This is a genomic window from Dyella japonica (assembly GCF_040545895.1).
In the GTDB taxonomy this organism is placed as follows: domain Bacteria; phylum Pseudomonadota; class Gammaproteobacteria; order Xanthomonadales; family Rhodanobacteraceae; genus Dyella; species Dyella japonica_D.
Genome location: NZ_JBEPMU010000001.1, coordinates 866,042 through 884,346, shown reverse-complemented (window position 1 = coordinate 884,346; position 18,305 = coordinate 866,042). Strand labels below are relative to the sequence as shown.

Genomic DNA, 18,305 nt, shown 5'->3' with positions numbered 1-18,305 from the left:
CTCAGGAGGCGGGAGACGGTTCCTCGCCGCCCACATAGAGCTTCCGCAGCACGTGGCTCCCGCCGATCCAGTAGCAGAGCTCGGCAGGCTGGTTGACGTTCCAGACGGCCAGGTCCGCACGTCGGCCGACTTCCAGCGTGCCACGGTCGCTGAGACCGAGGGCCAGCGCCGCATGCACGGTGACGCCGCGCAACGCTTCCTCCGGCGTGAGCCGGAACAGCGTGCAGGCCATGCCGGCGGCGAGCCGCAGCGAGAGCAGGGGGGACGTGCCGGGGTTGCAGTCGGTGGCGACGGCCATGGCGACGCCGTGTTCCCGCAGGCCGGCGATGGGCGGCAGCCTGGTTTCGCGCAACGCGTAGAACGCGCCTGGCAGCAGCACGGCAACCGTGCCCGCATCGGCCATGGCGCGTATGCCGCTTTCGCTCAGGTATTCCAGATGATCGGCGGAGAGGCCGCGATAGCGCGCCACCAAGGCGGCGCCGTCGAGGTCCGACAACTGCTCGGCATGCAGCTTCACCGGCAAGCCCAACTGCGTGGCGCGATCGAATACGCGACGCGTTTCCTCAAGCGTGAAACCGATGTTCTCGCAGAACGCATCGACGGCATCGACCAGGCCTTCGGCCGCAAGCGCAGGGAGCATGTCGTCGCATACCAGCGACACATAGCCGGCGCGGTTCTCGCGATATTCGGGTGGCAACGCATGCAGGCCGAGGAAACTCGTGCGCACCGCGATGCCCAGCGCCTTGCCGATGCGGCGCGCGACGCGCAGCATGCGGCGCTCGCTGTCCACGTCCAGCCCGTAGCCGGATTTGATTTCCAGCGTGGTGACGCCATCGGCCATCAGGGCGTGGGCGCGCGGCAATGCTTGTGCGAACAGCGCGTCTTCGCTTGCCTCGCGCGTGGCTTTCACGGTCGACACGATGCCGCCGCCCGCGCGCGCGATCTCTTCGTAGGTGGCGCCGTTGAGGCGTAGGTCGAATTCATGCGCGCGATTGCCGCCGAACACCAGGTGCGTGTGGCAATCGACCAGGCCGGGCGTGATCAACGCACCGCCGAGATCCTCCACGTGCGCGGCAAGCGACGGCGCGTCGCCCGGCAGCGCATCCATCGGGCCTATCCATGCGATGCGTCCTTCGTGCATGGCGATGGCGCCGCGCTCGATCAGTCCATATGACGCGTCGCCCGCGAAGGTCGCCAGCGTGGCGTTGATCAGCAAATGGTCCCAGCGTGGCGTCATGACGGTCGTTGATCGGTCGGGGAAGCGGTGTCGGTGGGAAGCGGCGGCGTGGCGGGGTCTTCTATCAAGACTTGTCCGTCGTTGTCCTCGGGCACCGCTTCGGCGGCACGACGCGCCAGTTCCAGTTCATAGCCGCGGATAAGCTTGTCGGCCAGCGCGCGGTACACGGGCTGGCGCGAGAACAGCGATGAAGCAGCGCGCGCGATCAGGCAGGTGGCCATGATCGGCAGCACCATCTGCTGATTGTCGGTGAGCTCCATCGTGATCACCGTGGCGGTGAGCGGTGCCTGCGTCACGCCGGAAAGATAGGCCGCCATGGCGAGCAGCGCCACGGCGGAAGGATCGACGCCCGGCAGGATGGCGCTGAGGTTGTTGCCCAGTCCTGCGCCCACCGCGAGCGCAGGCGAGAAGATGCCGCCCGGAATGCCCGCCCAGTAGGAAGCGACGTTGCCCAGGAATTTCAGCACGCCAAAACTCGTCACGATGTCCGAGTGGCCTTCCAGGATGCCCTTGGCTTGTGCGTAACCGGTGCCGTAGAGGCCGGTGTTGGTCAGCTGGCTGAGCAGCACGAGCGCTAGGCCGCAGGCGGCGGCGAACACCACCGGCTGGCGCGCGCGCAGCCTGCCGATGACGCCGCGAAAACCGGTATCGCTCGGCAGGATCAAGCGCGCGAACAAGCCACCCGCAAGACCGCACACGATACCCGTGGCCAACACCGCCCACCATGCCTCGCCCAACGGCAGGCCAATGTTGAAGTGGCCGAAATAGGCGTAGTTGCCAAGCATGCCCAGCGACACGAGGCCGGCGATGAACACCGCCGTGAGCAGGATGCCACTCATGCGATGTTCGAACGAGCCGCTCATTTCCTCGATGGCGAACACGATGCCGGCGAGCGGCGTATTGAACGCCGCGGCGAGGCCCGCTGCGGAACCGGCGAGAATGAAACGGCCCGCGGCGGCAGGTTCATCAAAGCCGAAACGTCGACCCAGCGTGTAGAGCAAGCCGGCGCCCACGTGCACGGTGGGTCCTTCGCGTCCCACTGATGCGCCGCCGAGCAGGGCGGCAAGCGTCAGCGCCATCTTGCCGATGGCCACGCGCAGCGACAACAGGCCTTGTCGGAAACCTTCGTCTTCGACTTTGAGTGCCGCAATGGCTTGCGGAATGCCCGAGCCACGTGTGGGCCTGAGTGCGCCTTCGGTGAGCCACGCGAGCAGCGCGAACGTCACCGGCGTGATCAGGAATGCCCAGAGGCGGTTGCGCGTTACGACGCCGTGGAAGACGTTGAATGCCCAGTCCGCCGCTTGCGCAAAACCGATGGCCGCCAAGCCCACCAGCACGGCGCCGCCCCAGAACAGCACGCGTCGACGCCATTGCACTGGCGAAAACAGTTCCGATCCGGCGAGTTGCTGAAAGCGTCCAGTGACGGACGAGGCCCGTGCGTGTTCGTCGTCAGGCCCGGTCACGATGTCGGCTCGGATTTGCGGGTCCAACGTGTTTCGTAGAGATCAAAGCGACGGTCCTTGAGGTTTTGCACGGCGCCTGCATTGCGCGCACGCGCCAGGCTTTCCAGATGAAGATCGGCGAAGAGCACGGTTTCGATGTTGGGCGTGGAGTCGGCCGCAATGCCGTCGCGCGCGAACGGGAAATCGCTGGGCGTGAGAATGCAGCTCTGGCCGTACTGGATGTCGAAGTTGTTCACGCCCGGCAGGTTGCCGACGTTGCCGGAGAGCACCACGTAGCACTGGTTCTCGATGGCGCGGGCCTGCGAGCAATAGCGCACGCGCAGGTAGCCTTCGCGCACGTCCGTGCAGAACGGCACGAACAGGATCAACGCGCCCTGGTCGGTGAGGTGCCGCGCGACTTCGGGGAACTCCGAGTCGTAGCAGATCATCACGCCGATGGGGCCGCAGTCGGTCTGGATGGTGGCCGCCGTGTCGCCGCCGGTGATGTTCCACACCGTGCGTTCGCTCGGCGTGGGATGAATCTTTTCCTGCTCGTGGATCGAACCGTCGCGCAGGCACACATAGCAGACATTGTGGATGTCGCCGTTGGCCTGTTCGGTGGGGTGCGAGCCGGCCACGATGTTGATGTTGTAGTGCACGGCCAGCCGGCTGAAGAGTTCCTTCACCTGGGGCGTGTACTGGCTGAGCTTGCGGATGGATTCGACCGGTGAAAGTTCTTCGTTCTCGATCGACAGAAGTTGCAACGTGATCAGCTCGGGGAAGGTCACGAAGTCAGCGCTGTAGTCGGCGGCGATGTCGGTGAAATACTCCACCTGCGTCGCGAACTCCTCGAACGAACGGATGCGCCGCTGCTGATATTGCACGGATGCCACGCGAACCATGTCGGGCAGGCGCTGCGTCGAGGGGATGGACGGAATGTCCGGGTGATCCATCAACTGCGGATTGCGCCATACCAGATGCGCCGCATAGCCCAACGATTCATAGTCTGAAGGCACGTAGCCGCGCAGCAGGCCGATGACTTCGAACTCGTTGCTCAGCTGGAAGCTCAGCGTCTGGTCGCGTCGCTTGCCTTCGACCACGGCCTGCACATAGGCATCGGCGCTGCCGTAGCGCTGCAGGTTGCGCGCCAGGCCGGGGATGCGTCCGCCAAACACGATGCCGCGCAGTTTCAGGTCGGTGCACAGGCGCTTGCGTGCCTGATACAGGCGTTGGCCGATGCGCATGTTGCGGTAATCGGGATGCACAACCACTTCCATGCCGTACAGCCAGTTGCCATCGCGGCGATGGCGCGAGGCCATGCCGCCACCGGTGATCTGCATCCACGTATGCGCCGCGAGAGCGGTGGCTTCGTCGATGCGGAAGGTGGCGCAGTAACCGACGATCTTGCCTTCGTACTCCACCACGAACTGGCCTTCGGGAAAGTGCGTCTGCTGTGAGCGCAGCATTTCCGCCGAATGACCCCATTCGGGTGTGTATACGCGGGCGGTGAGGTCGACCAGTGCGGGCACGTCGGCGGGCTTGGCCTGCCTGACCAGCAGCTTCGGAGTGTGTTCCTGGGATTTCTTGGCCATTTCCCCATTATGCCGCACCGATGTGAACGAGGCGCCGTAGCCAGCGGTTACACTGGATGCTCTGTTCCCGAGGAGCCTGCTCATGGCAGTCACCGTCCCGACCCGCTACGCCGCCGACCGACTCTGGACACCGCAGGGCTGGGTGTCGGATGCGGTGCTGGCCATCGACGATGGCGGCATGCTGGCGGACATCGGCACCGGCGAAGGCGAGCGCCTGGGGCGCTGGGTGTTGCCGGGCATGCCCAACCTGCATTCGCACGCGTTTCAGCGCGCCATGGCTGGCCTTGCCGAACGCAAGGGCAAGAGCGACGACAGTTTCTGGACCTGGCGCGAAACCATGTATGCGTTTGCGGCCACCGTCGGGCCGGACGAGCTGCAGGCCATCGCCGCGCAGCTGTACATGGAGATGGTGAAAAGCGGTTACACGCAGGTGTGCGAATTCCACTACCTGCATCACCAGCCCGACGGCACGCCCTACGCGCAGCCCGAAGCGATGTCGCTGGCGTTGATCGAGGCCGCACGCGAGGCCGGCATCGCGCTCACCTTGTTGCCGGTGCTGTACATGAGTGGCGGCTTCGACGGTCGCCCGCTGGCGCCGCGCCAGCGCCGCTTCGGCCACGACGTGCCCGGCTACCTGCGCCTGCTCGAAAGCCTGCGCAAGCACGAGAGCGAACGTGTGCGCGTGGGCATCGCGTTGCATTCGCTGCGTGCCGTGCCCGAAGAGGCATTGCAGGCCGTGCTCGCCGATAACGCCGCCAAGGCCTGTCCGATCCATATCCACATCGCCGAACAGATTGGCGAAGTGCAGGATTGTCTCGCCACGCGTGGCGCACGCCCGGTCGAATGGTTGTTCGATCATGCGGCGGTGGACGCACGCTGGACGCTGATCCACGCCACGCACCTGAGCGACAAGGAAACCGTGCAGATCGCACGCAGCGGCGCGGTGGCGGGCCTATGTCCCACCACCGAGGCGAACCTGGGCGATGGCCTGTTTCCGTTGGCGTCGTTCATCGATGCAGGCGGCACGCTGGGCATCGGTTCCGATTCGCATATCTCGGTGTCGCCCGTGGAAGAGCTGCGCTGGCTGGAATATGGCCAGCGTCTTGCCACGCGTCATCGCAACATCGCCGCGCGTCGTCAGGATGACAGCGTGGGCGAGACGCTCTGGAAGGCCGCCCTGCGCGGCGGTGCAGTGGCCTCGGGCCTGCCCATCGGCGAGTTGCGTGCGAAGGCGCGCGCCGATCTGCTGGTGCTCGATGATCGCGCGCCACTGCTTGCCGCACGCGACGAGCGCTCGGTGATCGACAGCTTCCTCTTTGCCGGCAACACACCGCTGGTGCGCGACGTGGTGGTGGGCGGCGAATGGATAGTGCGCGGTTTCACCCATCGCGATGAAGACCGCATCGCCGCGCGCTACCGCTCGGTGATGCAACGCCTCGCCCAGCAGCACTGAGGCGCAAGTCCAAGGTCAGCATGAACGGTGGCTGCGATTTCCATGAATCGCAGCCATCGGTTTCAGGCGTCCCCGTCATCGGGTCATTCGAGGCCGGCGTTTTCCGCATCGAACCCACCCGAAGGAGAACCCCATGCGTCGACTCTTGCTGATCGGTCTCGGCCTCGCCGTCATGTTCAGCGCGAGCCTCTCACTCACCGGTTGCGTGGTGGTGGCGCCACGGCCGCACTATGCGGCACGCGTCTGGGTGCCGGCGTACTACGCGCCGGGTAGCGTGTACGTGTCGGGCCACTGGCGTTGAAGATGATTCGTCATGTGTTTGAAGCGGATACGGTGATGATGCACAGGCATAGCGCCTGACGTTCACCTTGGCTCACGGCATGGGCTCGCGCCAGCAGGGGCGAGCCCCATCGCCGGATCAGTGAGCCGCCATGTGCGCACGCAGGTGATCGATGAACGCGCGCAATTTCGGCGGCACCTGCAAGCGGCTGGGATAGTAGAGATAGAAGCCATCGAACGGCGGCAGCCAGTCGTCGAGCACGCTTTCCAATCGTCCATCGGCCAGCGCCGCGCGCACCGAGGGTTCCACCATGTGCGTCAGCGCGATGCCGCCGATGGCGGCGCGTATCGCCATGCTGGGATCGTTGGTGGTGATGGGCCCGTCCACATCGAGTTCGAACCACTGGCCTTTGGACGCGCCCGACGGATGCGCAAATTCCCAGCGGTAGATCGCGTTGCTGCTGAAGCGGAAACGCACACAGTCGTGCGCCGCCAGCTCGCGTGGATGCGCGGGGCGACCATGCGCCGCGAAATAGGCCGGCGAACCCACCACCACCGCGCGCTGCGGGCCGCCTAGCGGCAGCGCCACCATGTCGCGTTCCAGGCGTTCGCCCAAACGGATGCCGGCATCGAAGCCTTCCGCAATCAGGTCGGTGAGGCGGTTCTCTACCTGGATATCGAGTTTCACCTCCGGCCATGCGCGCATGAAGCTGGCGACGCTGGGCGCGATCAGATGGTCCAGCACCATCTGCGGCACGGCGATGCGCAGCGTGCCGGCGGGTTTGTCGCCATGCTGGCGCAGCGCGTCGATGGCGTCGTCGATTTCGCTGAGCGCCGGAGAAATGCGTTCGAGGAAGGTGCGGCCGGCTTCGGTGAGCCCCACACGACGGGTGCTCCGGTGCAGCAGGCGCACGCCCACGTGATCCTCCAGCTGGCGCAGCGTCTGGCTGAGCGCGGAAGCGGTGACCTCCAGTTCGGCGGCGGCACGGGTAAAGCTCCCGTGCCGGGCGATCAGGCGGAAAGCGCGCAGGGCGGTGGCGTGGTCCAGGGCCATTGATTAGCCGTTCTTAATAAAGCATCCACAAGATGCGGATTTTTCCCCGTAATGGCAAGGCGCATGCTTCGGCCATCCGTTCCACCCACCATCACGGGAGTTCGCCATGTCGCTCGATGCCTACTACACCCTCGGCCGGTCCGGCCTGCGCGTCAGCCGCCTTGCCCTGGGCACCATGACCTTCGGGGACAACTGGGGCTGGGGCGCCGCGGAAGACACTGCCCGCGCCATGTTCGACCGCTATCTGGCTGCCGGCGGCAATTTCATCGATACGGCCGACCTGTATACCGATGGCGCGAGCGAAGAACTGCTGGGCGAGTTCGTGGCCGATAGCGGCACGCGCGACCGCGTGGTGCTCTCTACCAAGTTCACCTACAACGCCCAGCCCGGCAACCCGAATGCGGGCGGCAACGGCCGGAAGAACATCCTGCGCGCGGTGGAAGGTTCGCTGCGCCGCCTGCGCACCGATTACATCGACCTCTATCTCCTGCACACCTGGGATCGCCTGACGCCCGCCGAGGAAGTGGTGCGCACGCTGGACGACCTGGTGCGCGCCGGCAAGATCCGCTACGCCGGCCTGTCGGACGTGCCCGCCTGGTACGCCTCGCGCGCGCAGACCTACGCCGAGGCACACGCGCTGACGCCGCTGGTGAACCTGCAGTTGGAGTACTCGCTGATCGAGCGCCACATCGAACACGAGTTCGTACCGATGGCCGTTGAACTCGGCATGGGCATCACCGCGTGGAGTCCGCTGGGCATGGGCCTGCTGTCGGGCAAGTACAAGTCGAGCCAGTCTGGCGGCGCGGGCGATGGTCGCCTCTCGAAGATTTCCGGCGCGCCTGGTTTTGATCGCTTCACTGAGCGCAACTGGGCCATCGTCGGTGCGCTCGAAGAAGTCGCCGCGAAAATGCACAAGCCGATGGCGCAGGTGGCGCTCAATTGGGTGGCGACGCAGCCGGGCATTGCTTCGGTGATCATCGGCGCCACGAAAATGGCGCAGCTGGACGACAACCTCGCTGCGTTGTCATTCGACATTCCCGCCGACCTGCGCGCCCGCTTGAACGAAGCCAGCGCGCTGGAGCCCACGTTCCCGTACTGGTTCTTCGGCGACGTGCAGCAGTCGCGCATCCATGGCGGTGTGTCGGTGGGCAGCAAACCCGATGGCTATGGGCCGCCCATCTTCGTGCCGGCGCAGCAGCAGGCTGGCTTCAAGGCCGACTGATCGCCGTCGGAAGGGAGCGCACCCTGTGCGTTACTGGCGATAACGGGGGCGTGCGTTCGCGCACAGGGTGTGCTCTTGGAAAGCCAAAAAAACGGCGCCAGCATGCAGGCTGGCGCCGAGTTTTCTTGCTGGCGCGAGGACGCGCCGGTGGTTCTTATGACGTCGTCCGAACCGTTACTGGGCCGAGGACGAACCCGTGGTCGGGTGCTGGGCCTTGAACTGTTCCCACTGCTGGTGACGTGCTTCGCGCTGGGCCTTGAAGCTGGCCAGCTGGGCCTGCTGGGCGGGGCTAAGGATGGCGTAGACCTGGGCGCGAATGGCGGCGCGCTGCTGCACGCGAGCCGTGGTGGCGGCGCCTTCGGCCTGGGCCAGGGCGGTAGCCGCAGCCTGGTAACCGGAAGCATTCGGCGCCATCTGCTCGAAGGCTTCGCGCTGCTGGCGTAGTGCCTGGCGCTGCGCCTTACCCTGCGAGAAGGCGCCCTGCATGATCTGCTTGATGCTGGCCTTCTGGGCGTCCGTCAGGTTCAGCTTGCTGTACGCCTCAAACGCGCCGTGACCACGGCCATGGAAGCCGCCCTGCGGGGCACCGTCCTGTGCGGACGCCATGGCAAACGGAGCGAGGGCAACAGCCGAAGCGAGCACCAGAGCGAGAGAGATGTTCTTGCGCATGGGGATTACCTGTGTCGTGGTGGGTGGGTCTTGCGTGGTGCCTATTTGACGACAGCGCTATGTGTATGTTCTTTGCGGGAAGGTAAAGAACGGTAAAGCCGGTGGAGCAAGTTCCTTCGCCCCGCTTGAATGGTCACCCGGCAAGATAGAAATCCCGACATGCCCCGTATCCTCATCGTTGACGACGACCGCGCCCTGGCCGAGCTGCTGGCCGAATACCTGCGGCGCGAAGGTTTCGTCGTGGACGTGGCGCACGACAGCGAGACGGGCCTGGCCCAGCTTCACCAACCATCGACGCGGCCGGACCTGTTGATCCTCGACGTGATGATGCCGGGCCGCGATGGCCTGGATACGTTGCGCGAGCTACGCCTCAAGCATCGCCTGCCGGTGATCATGCTGTCGGCGCGCGGCGAGCCGGTGGATCGCGTGATCGGCCTGGAACTGGGCGCGGACGATTACCTCACCAAGCCCTGCCTGCCGCGTGAACTGCTGGCGCGCGTGCGCGCCCAGCTGCGCCGCAACACGCCAGCCACCGCAGGCACGTTGCAGGTGGGGCTGCTCCGGCTGGAGCCTGGCGAACGCCGGGCTTACGTGGGCGAGCAGGAGCTGTCGCTCACCGGCGCGGAATTCCAGTTGCTGCTGGCGCTGGCGCAACGCACTGGCGAACTGGTGGACAAGGCCACACTCACGCGCATGGCGTTGGGGCGCGAGCTGGAGCGTTTCGATCGCAGCATCGACGTGCATGTGAGCCGCTTGCGCCACAAGCTGGCGGAAGCCTCGCCGCAGGCGCCGCGCATCGACTCCGTGCGTGGCGCGGGCTACAGCCTTGTGGCAGGTGGCGCGTGAGTCCGTTCAAGAGTTCGCTCTACTGGCGCGTGCTGATCAGCTTCTGCGCCGCGAACCTGCTGGCGCTGGGGCTTGGCATTTTTCTCACGCAGAGCTTCATCGAATACAGCACGGCGGTGGAGATCAACTGGTCCGCCGTGGCGCAGGGTGCGGACCAGGCTTACGAACGCGGCGGCGCCACGGCGCTCGCGGAATGGTCGTTGCAGCAGCGGCGCGAAGGCATCGAGGCCACGCTGTTCGAGAACGGCCAGGCGCTATCGCCCATCCGCATGCCTCCTTCGGTGCAGGAATCGCTGAAGACCTGGCTGGATGAGAAACGCGACGTGGTGCTGCAGCCATGGCCGAATCTCTATCTCGCCGTGCAGCAGGTGCAGGGCAGCGATGGACGCGTGCGCCAGCTGGTGGCGCTCAGCCGCACGCATTCGCGCCTGCGCCAGCAAACGCGGCAGACGATTTTCCTCGCGATTCAAGGCGGCCTTTCGCTGCTCTTCATCGGCCTGGTGGGCTGGTGGGTCGCGCGCAGCGTGGCCAAGCCGGTGGATGCCATCAGCAAGGCGACGCGGCGCATGGCGGCGGGTGAATTGTCGGCGCGGGTGGAAGGGCAGGGGCGCCGCGCACCCGAGGAACTCAGGCAACTCGCCAACGATTTCGACGCCATGGCCGAACGCATCGAGGCCTTGGTGGCGCACGATCGCAGCGTGCTGCAGGATCTCTCGCATGAACTGCGTTCGCCCCTGGCGCGCCTGCACCTGATACTCGACCTGGCCCAGCGCAGCAGCACGCCCGAGGAAGCCGCGCGCTACTTCCTGCAGGCGGAACAGGAAATCAGCCGCCTCGACGACATGACTGGCGAGATGCTCGCGTTGTCACGGCTGGAAGGCGGCATCCCCGGCGTCAATCGCGAACCTGTGGATGTGGTGGCCCTGTTGCGCGAAAGCGCGCGGCGCGCCGGCCTGGAAGCGCAGGCACGCAACATCACGCTGGAGTTGATCGAGAGTGCGCCGGCGGTGGTGTCAGGCAACGAGCTGTTGCTCGAGCGCGCATTCGACAACCTCATCGCCAACGCCATCAAGTTCAGTCCGCGCGGCGGGCACGTGGAGCTGAAGGCGCAAGCCGTAGGCGGCCGCGTCGACGTATCCGTGCGCGACAACGGGCCCGGCGTGCCCGAGGCGGAAATCGGCTCGCTGTTCCGTCCGCTGTTCCGCGGCAGCAACGCCTCGCGCGCTCACGGGCATGGCCTTGGGCTGGCCATCGTGCAACGCGTGGTGAAGGCGCACGGCGGCGACATCCATGCCGCGAACGTCGACGGCGGCGGGCTGCTGGTGAGGCTGCAGTTGCCGCTGGCACCCAGCTCGGGCTGAGTCGCGGCAACTGCCGGCCTTCGAAAACGTGCGCAGGTCTGCGACACTCGTGGTTTTCAACCACGGCCCGTCGATGCGCTCCAACGCTGTCGCCGCGGTGGGACTGGCGCTGTGCGCGGCGCTGTTCTTCACCATGACCTACGTCCTCAACCGCAGCCTCGTCGCGGGCGGCGGGCATTGGGCGTGGGCGGTGATCCTGCGTTATCTCATCACGCTGCCGCTGTTGGCCATCGCCTTGCCGTGGCAGGGTGGTCTCGGCGAACTTCCCAGTGAGTTGAAGCGCCATCCGCGCACCTGGCTGTTGTGGAGTGCGGTTGGCTTTGTGCTGTTCGGCCTGCCTTTGACATGGGCGGCCAATAGCGGCCCTTCCTGGCTCGTTGCCGGCAGTTTCCAGACCACGGTGTTGGCGGGGCCACTGCTCGCGCCTTTCATCTATCGCGACGCACGCAGGCATCTGGCATGGCGCAGCGTGGCCATCGGCGTGTTGATCGTGGCGGGCGTGTTCGCGTTGCAGTGGGGACATGCGCAGGGCCAGTTGCGCGCCAGCGATTGGCTGGCGATGGCGGCGGTGGTGTTCTCCGCCTTCATGTATCCACTGGGCAACCGCATGGTGCTGTTGCACCTGGAGCAGAGTGGCTCGCACATCGGCGCCACGCAACGCGTGTTCGCCATGACGCTGTGCAGTTGGCCGCTGTGGTTGGTTCTCGCTGTCGCGACGTGGATGCTGGTGGGGCCGCCGACGATGCGCGAAGTGCTGCTTGCCGGGGGCGTGGCGTTGTCTTCGGGCGTGATCGCCACGGTGCTGTTCTTCCGCGCCACCGACATGGTGCGCACTGAACCGACGGCACTGGCCGCCGTGGAAGCCATGCAGGCGGCAGAGTTGCTGTTCGCCACGGTGATTGGCGCCACCTTCCTGGGCGAGGCCTGGCCGCACGGTTATTCGGCGTTTGGCGCGGTGATGATCGTGACGGGCATCGCCTTGTTCGGCTGGGTCAGCGGGCGTGCGGCGGCGGGCCACGTGGAAGACGTGCGCACCTTGCGCACGGACCGCGGCGCGTAAAGCGCTTCCGGAACTTGCCCCGTTCCACTCCCTCGGGTTAAACACGTCGCTCCGGTGTCGCGATTCACGCACCGGCTCTTTGGCTGCCAGGGGTGGACATGGGATATCGACGTAGTGCCTCGATCGTGGCGTGTGCGCTGCTGGCCATGGCCGGCACGGTGTACGCGCAGGCGCCGGTGACGCAGCAACCCTTGCGCTGGAACGCCGATGCGCTGGGCAATCATCGTTACCTGGTACAGGTCGACAAGCCCGCGGATGCGGTACGCGCGACGATCCCCTGGCGCCGCCGCGATGCACACCCGGAGGACGTCGCCGTGATCGTCACGGCACCCGATGGATCCACCGTTGCCAACACCTTGCGTGGGCCCATCGACCAGGCCAGCGGTGAGCTGGTGTTCCAGGCAAAAACAGCCGGCGTCTACGCCGTCTACTACCAGCCCTATGTCAGCAAGGGGCGCAGCAACTATCCGACGGTCACGTACGCGGCACCGGTATCCACCGCCGACGCCGCGTGGGCGAAGAAAAGCGGCGACACCAAGCGTTGGCCGCGCCTGCCGCAGGCAAAGGTTTTGCGCTACGAGGCCGTCGATGATTTCGATGCCTACACCGCGATGGAGCGCACCGCATCGCCTGCACAGGTGGACGCCTTGTTGAAACAGCATGCTGCCGCCAGGTTGTTGTTGTTCCCGGAAACCCGCGCCAACCCCATCCGCATGTTTGACGCCTTGCCCGAGGCCTGGGCTACGCGAGGCGCGGGAGGCGCGTTGAGCGACACGGCCTTGCGCGGGGAATACCTGAGCTTCCAGCTCGGCGCCTGGGCGCCAGGCTCGGCGGTGAATGACCTGCGGGTTCGTTTTGGCGCACTGAAGGCTGCTGATGGCTCGACTATTCCGGCGAGCGCGCTGACTTGCTTCAACCTCGGTGGCATCGGCTACGACGGCAAGCCTTTCAGCGTGCGCGTGGACGCGGCCCGTGGACGAGTGCAGCCCTTGTGGATGGGCCTGGATATTCCCGCGTCGGCCAAGCCCGGGGTCTATCGCGGTGAAGTCGTCGTGTCGGCGGATGGCGTGGCGCCGCAATCGGTTCCGCTAGAAATCACCGTGGCGGAAGGTGAGGCGGTCGCACACGGCGACGACGATCCATTCAAGCTGAGCCGCCTGCGCTGGCTCGACTCCACGCTTGCGCAGGACGACTCGGTCGTGAAGCCTTTCACGCCAGTCACGGTGGATGGCAGTGTGCTGGGCATTCTGGGCCGGGACATCGTTCTCAACGGCGACGGCCTGCCGCGCCAGATATCCACGCGTTTCAATGACCGCATGACAGGTTGGTCGAGCGTGCCGACGAGCTTGCTCGCGCGTCCCGTCACGCTCACGGTGCAGGAAGCGGAGGGCGATCACGTCATGGCGCGTGCCCTCGGCGATGACGCCATCGAGCAGGCAAGAAAGGCATCGGCCAAACCGTCGGACGCCGTCTTCGAGCTGATCAACCGCAGCCGCAATGAAGCGACATCCAGTGGCTATACGGCGTATCCGCCCGCCGTCAATGTCGACGGGCCGGGCCGCGTGCACTGGACGGTGCATGGAAGCGCGGGTCCACTCGACACCGTGCTCGAAGGTGCGTTGGAAGCCGATGGCACGCTGACGTTCCGCATCGCTTTGACGGCCGAGCACGACATCGCCATCAAGGACATCCGCCTCGACATGCCACTCAACGAGCAGGTGGCCAAGTACGAGTTGGGCCTGGGACGCCAGGGTGATCGTGCGCCCGATACGTTCGAATGGACGTGGAACGAACAGAACAACCAGGATGGCGCATGGATAGGATCGGTGAATGCCGGCCTGGAGTTCCATCTGCGCGACGACAATTATCGCCGGCCGCTGAATACCAACTTCTATCACCAGCAACCGCTGCGCATGCCCTTGTCGTGGGATAACCACGGGCAAGGTGGCATCCGTTTTCAACGCGTCGCCAGCACGGGAAAGGATGCCGGCTCCAGCTATCAGGTGATCGCCTTCAGCGGCCCGCGCCAGATGAAAGCCGGCGACACGCTGCACTACGACATCGTCATGCGCGTGACGCCGTTCAAGACCATCGATCCGGCGGAGCATTTCGCCGAACGCTTCTTCCACAAGTACGGCGACCTCGATGCCATCAAGGCCGATGGTGCGAACGTGGTGAACATTCACCATGCCACGCCGATCAATCCGTGGATCAATTATCCCTTCCTCGAACCCGAGGCCATGCGTGCATATGTCGATGCGGCTCATCGACGCGGCATGCGGGTGAAGATCTACGACACGGTGCGCGAGCTTTCCGATCGCGCGCCGGAACTGCCGATGCTCGAAAGCCTCGGGCACGAGGTGATCAGCGCCGGCAAGGGCGGCGGATTCTCGTGGCTGCAGGAACATCTGGATGGCGACTACATCGCCGCGTGGCACGTGCCTGAAAATCGCGATGCCGCCGTGATCAACGCCGGCCAGAGCCGCTGGCACAACTACTACATCGAGGGGCTGGACTGGCTCGCGCGCAACGAAGGCATCGATGGCCTGTACCTGGACGACGTGGCCTATGACCGCACCACCATGAAGCGCGTGCGCAAGGTGTTGCAGGCGCATCGTCCCGACCCGTTGATCGACCTGCATTCAGCCAGCCAGTACAACCCGCGCGACGGCTACATCAACAGCGCCTTGCTGTACATGGAATTATTTCCGTACATCGACCGCTTGTGGTTCGGTGAAGAGTTCGACTACGAGAAAACCTCACCCAGCTACTGGCTCACCGAACTCTCCGGCATTCCCTATGGCCTGATGGGCGAGATGCTGCAGAACGACGGCAATCCATGGCGCGGCATGCTGTTCGGCATGACGAACCGGTTGGGCTGGTCGCCGGGCAGCGATCCGCGTGACTTGTGGAAGCTGTGGGATTCGGTAGGCATCGAGCAGTCCGAGATGATCGGCTGGTGGGCGCACGACACGCCGGTGAAAACGAACCGCGACGACGTGCTCGTCACCAGCTATGTGCGCAAGGGAAGCAAGACGTTGATCGCCATTGCATCGTGGGCGCCGCAAAAAGTGGACGTGCGTCTGGCCATCGACTGGAAGGCGCTGGGCCTGTCGGCCCGGCGCGTAAGATGGACGGCGCCGGAGATCGCCGGCTTTCAGCCCAAGGCTTCGTTCAAGCCGGGCGATGTCATTTCCGTGGAGCCCGGCAAGGGCTGGTTGATCGTGGTGGAGTGATGGTGATGCATAGAGGTTGGAAGCCGTTTGCTGCGTGCCTGTTGGTCGGGGCGCTGCTCGTATCGTCATTGGTTCACGCGGGCGATGACACGCCCGCGCAGCCCACCAAGCTTGCGCTCGATGCCAAGGCGTTCGCGCCTGAGCAGATCAAGGTCAGCATCTATCTTCCGCCCGATTACGCCACGTCGGGTCGCCGCTATCCGGTGCTCTATGCGAATGATGGCCAGGACATGGAAGCCGTCGGCCTGCAGCAGACGCTTGCGACGCTGTATGCGCAGCACGCCATCGAGCCGGTGATCGTGGTCGCCGTCGACATGCTGAAGGATCGCGCGTCGGGCTATGGGCTGTTTGATCGGTCACGCAGGCAGAGCATCGTGGGCGGCTCGCGCATCGGCCCCATCGGCGCGCGCGCCTACGATTACTCGGCGTGGCTGGCCAACGAGTTGGTGCCGTACGTGGATGCGCACTACCGCACGCAGGCCTCCGCGCAAAGCCGCACCATGCTTGGCTGGTCGCTGGGCGCGCTCAACGCGTTTTCCATCGGTTGGGAATACCCGGAAATCTTCGGCCAGGTCGGTGCATTTTCTCCCTCGTTCTGGCTCGCCGCCGACCGCAGCGACGCCAACGCGGTGGAAGGCACGCGACTGGCGCAGGCGATGGTGGACCGCGCCGGGCAGCGCAAGCCGTTGCGCTTCTGGTTTGCCGTGGGCGGTCGCGAGGAAACCAATGACCGCGACCACAATGGCACCATCGACGCGGTGGAAGACCTGCAAGATCTGATCAACGGTTTCCAGGCGCCCGATGGAACGCACCGTCGCGGGCTGCGCGATCTGGGTTATCGCATCGACATGGACTACGCCGATCATCCCTCGCACACGGATGACGTCGCCTACGATCTGTTTGCCGATGGCGAACACAACCAGGCCACATGGAAACGCATGTTGCCGGTGTTCCTCGCGTGGGCGTACGGCCCGAACACGGCAACGCCGCCGCGTTGAGGCTCAGCCCGCCATCGCCGTGAGCGGTGAGTGGGCGACGACGCAGTTTCGGCCCTGGGTCTTGGCGCGATAGAGCGCGGCATCGGCGCGCGCAATCAGGTCGTCCGCCGTGTCGTTTGCACCCATCAGGCTGGCCACGCCCATGCTCACGGTGGTCTGGAACGTATTGCCACGCGCATGCACCTGCAGTGTTTCGATACTGCGGCGGATGCGCTCGCCCACCGCCATCGCATGCTCATGCGTGGTACCCGGCAGCAAGGCGACAAACTCTTCACCGCCGTAGCGACCAAGGCTGTCGGAGGGACGCAGTTCGTCGGCGATGGCTTCGGCCACGGCGCGCAGGCAGGCGTCGCCGCTCTGGTGTCCGAAGCGATCGTTCACCGACTTGAAGTGATCCATGTCGAGGAAGATCAGCGCGAGCGGCTGGTGCTGGGGACGTACCTGCGCCACGGCTTCGTGCAGGCGCGCGACCAGGGCGCGTCGATTGAGCAGGCCGGTAAGCGCGTCGTGATCGGCCAGATGGTGGGCCACGTCGCGTTCGCGTCGTGCGCGCAGCGACAGATCCGCCAGCCCGATGGTGACCACCACGCTGCAGAACGCCGTGGCAAAAGGCAGGCTGTATTCCAACCAGCGGGGAAGATCCAGCGCGAGCAGGATCTGGCCAAGCCGCAGCACCGTGAGCAGCACCTGCGGCAACCACGCCACGAGGAAGAAGCGCGCTTGCCGTCCGTGCCGGGAGGCGGCGAGGATGACCGTGCTCAATGCCCACAGAGAAGTGATGATGAACCACAGGTTGTACGCACTGGCCAGCAGATGCATGCGTTCCGCGAACGGGAAGCACAGCAGCGCGGCGATGACGAAGTACGGCCAGCGCATGTGGCCCAGCACGCGGGCAGGGCGGGGCGTGATGACGCGCAGTTCGCAGAATTCCAGGATGAAGGAAAGCAGCAGCGGCGCGCTGAGCGCGATGAACAGCCATGGCGCGTGCGTGCCCAGCGGTACCAGCAGTGCGCCGCCGGGCAGTTCGTACATCTCGCCGCTGGTCAGCAACTGGTTCATCAGCTGGCAGCCGGTGTAGCCGATGAAATACAGCAGCACGCGATCGCGCAGCACCAGCCACAGGCAGAACGCGGCGAGGACCATGGTGAACTGCACGCTGGAGAACAGCGTGATGAGCCGCACGTGCGTCAGGTCCTGTGCCTGATACGACGCCATGTCGGTGATGTCGGCGCGGATCTGCCGCGTGAAATTGTCTGCGGCGATCTGTACGTAGATCGGCTGGCCCGCGCGCAGATCGTGTGGCAGTTCCAGCGCCAGATGGTGGCGCGAGTAGCGCGCCAGCTCTTCGGTTTGCGCGAACCACAGTTCGTGCGGGCGGTAGTCCGGCGGCGCGTAGACGGTGATGCGGATGTAGGTGGCGCCGGTGAAATTGAGCACCGGTGAACTTGCCTCGTGCCAGTCGCGGTCGATGGTGAGGCGATACCAGCGCTGGGTTTCCACCGCGTTGGGCGTGTGTGTGGAAAGGCTGCGCGTGAAGCGGTCGTCCATGCCGCCGTGGATGACTTGCGCGGGATCGGGCGCGGGCTTCAACGGCGCCAGCGCGGCCACCTGCAGCACCGGAAGACTCGCACGCGCAGGCGTTGCCTCCGCGGCCAGCGCGAAGAACAGGGCGCACATCCATGCAAGAACAATCACGATGGGCTCGCGAAAACGCATATCCCCCCTTGTCCGCCGGTCTCCCGTTACCGGCATGCGAGGGTGGTCCTTCCTTCGGACGTCTCCCCGGCGGCCTCTATGTATCACGTTCCCCTCGTGATATGGACGTTTTGCCAGCCCCGGGCGCAGAAGCCCTTCGG

General features: G+C 65.4%; 14 protein-coding genes. 8 read left to right on the top strand and 6 right to left on the bottom strand.

Annotated elements, in window-relative coordinates:
* Nucleotide 1: 1 nt before the first annotated feature.
* The 3 genes from hutI to ABIC75_RS03770 are packed head-to-tail and all read right to left on the bottom strand — an operon-like array spanning nt 2 to nt 4,271.
* The gene (gene hutI / locus ABIC75_RS03780) at nt 2-1,237 is read right to left on the bottom strand and encodes an imidazolonepropionase (protein WP_354012514.1); all 1,236 of its coding nucleotides are present in this window, start codon (nt 1,235-1,237) and stop codon (nt 2-4) included.
* Nucleotides 1,234-2,700: a chloride channel protein gene (locus ABIC75_RS03775; RefSeq protein WP_354012513.1), complete on the bottom strand. Its 1,467-nt coding sequence runs from the start codon at nt 2,698-2,700 to the stop codon at nt 1,234-1,236. Before ABIC75_RS03775 ends, hutI begins: the two co-directional genes overlap by 4 nt.
* The gene (locus ABIC75_RS03770) at nt 2,697-4,271 is read right to left on the bottom strand and encodes a GNAT family N-acetyltransferase (protein ID WP_354012512.1); all 1,575 of its coding nucleotides are present in this window, start codon (nt 4,269-4,271) and stop codon (nt 2,697-2,699) included. Before ABIC75_RS03770 ends, ABIC75_RS03775 begins: the two co-directional genes overlap by 4 nt.
* Nucleotides 4,272-4,353: 82 nt before the next feature.
* On the opposite strand from ABIC75_RS03770, the gene ABIC75_RS03765 reads away from it, so the two are divergent.
* Together ABIC75_RS03765 and ABIC75_RS03760 are read left to right on the top strand one after the other, a co-directional pair.
* Nucleotides 4,354-5,724 carry a formimidoylglutamate deiminase gene (locus ABIC75_RS03765; RefSeq protein ID WP_354012511.1) on the top strand — a complete coding sequence of 457 codons (1,371 nt, stop codon included), beginning with the start codon at nt 4,354-4,356 and terminating at the stop codon, nt 5,722-5,724.
* Nucleotides 5,725-5,857: 133 nt separating this feature from the next.
* Nucleotides 5,858-6,025 carry a hypothetical protein gene (locus tag ABIC75_RS03760; RefSeq protein WP_354012510.1) on the top strand — a complete coding sequence of 56 codons (168 nt, stop codon included), beginning with the start codon at nt 5,858-5,860 and terminating at the stop codon, nt 6,023-6,025.
* Nucleotides 6,026-6,142: 117 nt separating this feature from the next.
* On the opposite strand, the gene ABIC75_RS03755 is transcribed toward ABIC75_RS03760, so the two are convergent.
* Nucleotides 6,143-7,057 (bottom strand): LysR family transcriptional regulator, encoded by a 915-nt coding sequence (locus tag ABIC75_RS03755; protein WP_354012509.1) that lies wholly within the window; start codon nt 7,055-7,057, stop codon nt 6,143-6,145.
* 106 nt (nt 7,058-7,163) lie between these two features.
* On the opposite strand from ABIC75_RS03755, the gene ABIC75_RS03750 reads away from it, so the two are divergent.
* Nucleotides 7,164-8,279, top strand: a complete 1,116-nt coding sequence (locus ABIC75_RS03750) for an aldo/keto reductase (protein WP_354012508.1) — start codon at nt 7,164-7,166, stop codon at nt 8,277-8,279.
* Between the two features lie 174 nt (nt 8,280-8,453).
* Here ABIC75_RS03750 and ABIC75_RS03745 read toward each other — a convergent pair whose 3' ends face one another.
* Nucleotides 8,454-8,948: a Spy/CpxP family protein refolding chaperone gene (locus tag ABIC75_RS03745; RefSeq protein ID WP_354012507.1), complete on the bottom strand. Its 495-nt coding sequence runs from the start codon at nt 8,946-8,948 to the stop codon at nt 8,454-8,456.
* Nucleotides 8,949-9,107: 159 nt separating this feature from the next.
* On the opposite strand from ABIC75_RS03745, the gene ABIC75_RS03740 reads away from it, so the two are divergent.
* From ABIC75_RS03740 to ABIC75_RS03720, 5 genes are all read left to right on the top strand, one after another.
* Nucleotides 9,108-9,794 carry a response regulator transcription factor gene (locus ABIC75_RS03740; protein ID WP_354012506.1) on the top strand — a complete coding sequence of 229 codons (687 nt, stop codon included), beginning with the start codon at nt 9,108-9,110 and terminating at the stop codon, nt 9,792-9,794.
* Nucleotides 9,791-11,155, top strand: coding sequence for a HAMP domain-containing sensor histidine kinase (locus tag ABIC75_RS03735; protein WP_354012505.1), 1,365 nt, complete (start codon nt 9,791-9,793; stop codon nt 11,153-11,155). Before ABIC75_RS03740 ends, ABIC75_RS03735 begins: the two co-directional genes overlap by 4 nt.
* Nucleotides 11,156-11,228: 73 nt before the next feature.
* A complete protein-coding gene (locus ABIC75_RS03730) occupies nt 11,229-12,215 on the top strand; it encodes a multidrug resistance efflux transporter family protein (protein WP_354012504.1) in 987 nt (328 codons plus the stop codon).
* A gap of 98 nt (nt 12,216-12,313) precedes the next feature.
* Nucleotides 12,314-15,451, top strand: coding sequence for a glycoside hydrolase domain-containing protein (locus tag ABIC75_RS03725; protein WP_354012503.1), 3,138 nt, complete (start codon nt 12,314-12,316; stop codon nt 15,449-15,451).
* Nucleotides 15,452-15,456: 5 nt separating this feature from the next.
* Nucleotides 15,457-16,449 carry an alpha/beta hydrolase gene (locus tag ABIC75_RS03720; protein WP_354012502.1) on the top strand — a complete coding sequence of 331 codons (993 nt, stop codon included), beginning with the start codon at nt 15,457-15,459 and terminating at the stop codon, nt 16,447-16,449.
* A gap of 3 nt (nt 16,450-16,452) precedes the next feature.
* On the opposite strand, the gene ABIC75_RS03715 is transcribed toward ABIC75_RS03720, so the two are convergent.
* Nucleotides 16,453-18,144, bottom strand: a complete 1,692-nt coding sequence (locus tag ABIC75_RS03715) for a GGDEF domain-containing protein (RefSeq protein ID WP_354012501.1) — start codon at nt 18,142-18,144, stop codon at nt 16,453-16,455.
* Between the last annotated feature and the right edge of the window lie 161 nt (nt 18,145-18,305).

Coding starts and splice junctions, on each gene's coding strand:
- hutI (WP_354012514.1), bottom strand. CDS start 1,237: ATGACGCCACGCTGGGACCATTTGCTGATCAACGCCACGCTGGCGACC.
- ABIC75_RS03770 (WP_354012512.1), bottom strand. CDS start 4,271: ATGGCCAAGAAATCCCAGGAACACACTCCGAAGCTGCTGGTCAGGCAG.
- ABIC75_RS03765 (WP_354012511.1), top strand. CDS start 4,354: ATGGCAGTCACCGTCCCGACCCGCTACGCCGCCGACCGACTCTGGACA.
- ABIC75_RS03760 (WP_354012510.1), top strand. CDS start 5,858: ATGCGTCGACTCTTGCTGATCGGTCTCGGCCTCGCCGTCATGTTCAGC.
- ABIC75_RS03755 (WP_354012509.1), bottom strand. CDS start 7,057: ATGGCCCTGGACCACGCCACCGCCCTGCGCGCTTTCCGCCTGATCGCC.
- ABIC75_RS03750 (WP_354012508.1), top strand. CDS start 7,164: ATGTCGCTCGATGCCTACTACACCCTCGGCCGGTCCGGCCTGCGCGTC.
- ABIC75_RS03745 (WP_354012507.1), bottom strand. CDS start 8,948: ATGCGCAAGAACATCTCTCTCGCTCTGGTGCTCGCTTCGGCTGTTGCC.
- ABIC75_RS03740 (WP_354012506.1), top strand. CDS start 9,108: ATGCCCCGTATCCTCATCGTTGACGACGACCGCGCCCTGGCCGAGCTG.
- ABIC75_RS03730 (WP_354012504.1), top strand. CDS start 11,229: ATGCGCTCCAACGCTGTCGCCGCGGTGGGACTGGCGCTGTGCGCGGCG.
- ABIC75_RS03725 (WP_354012503.1), top strand. CDS start 12,314: ATGGGATATCGACGTAGTGCCTCGATCGTGGCGTGTGCGCTGCTGGCC.
- ABIC75_RS03720 (WP_354012502.1), top strand. CDS start 15,457: ATGCATAGAGGTTGGAAGCCGTTTGCTGCGTGCCTGTTGGTCGGGGCG.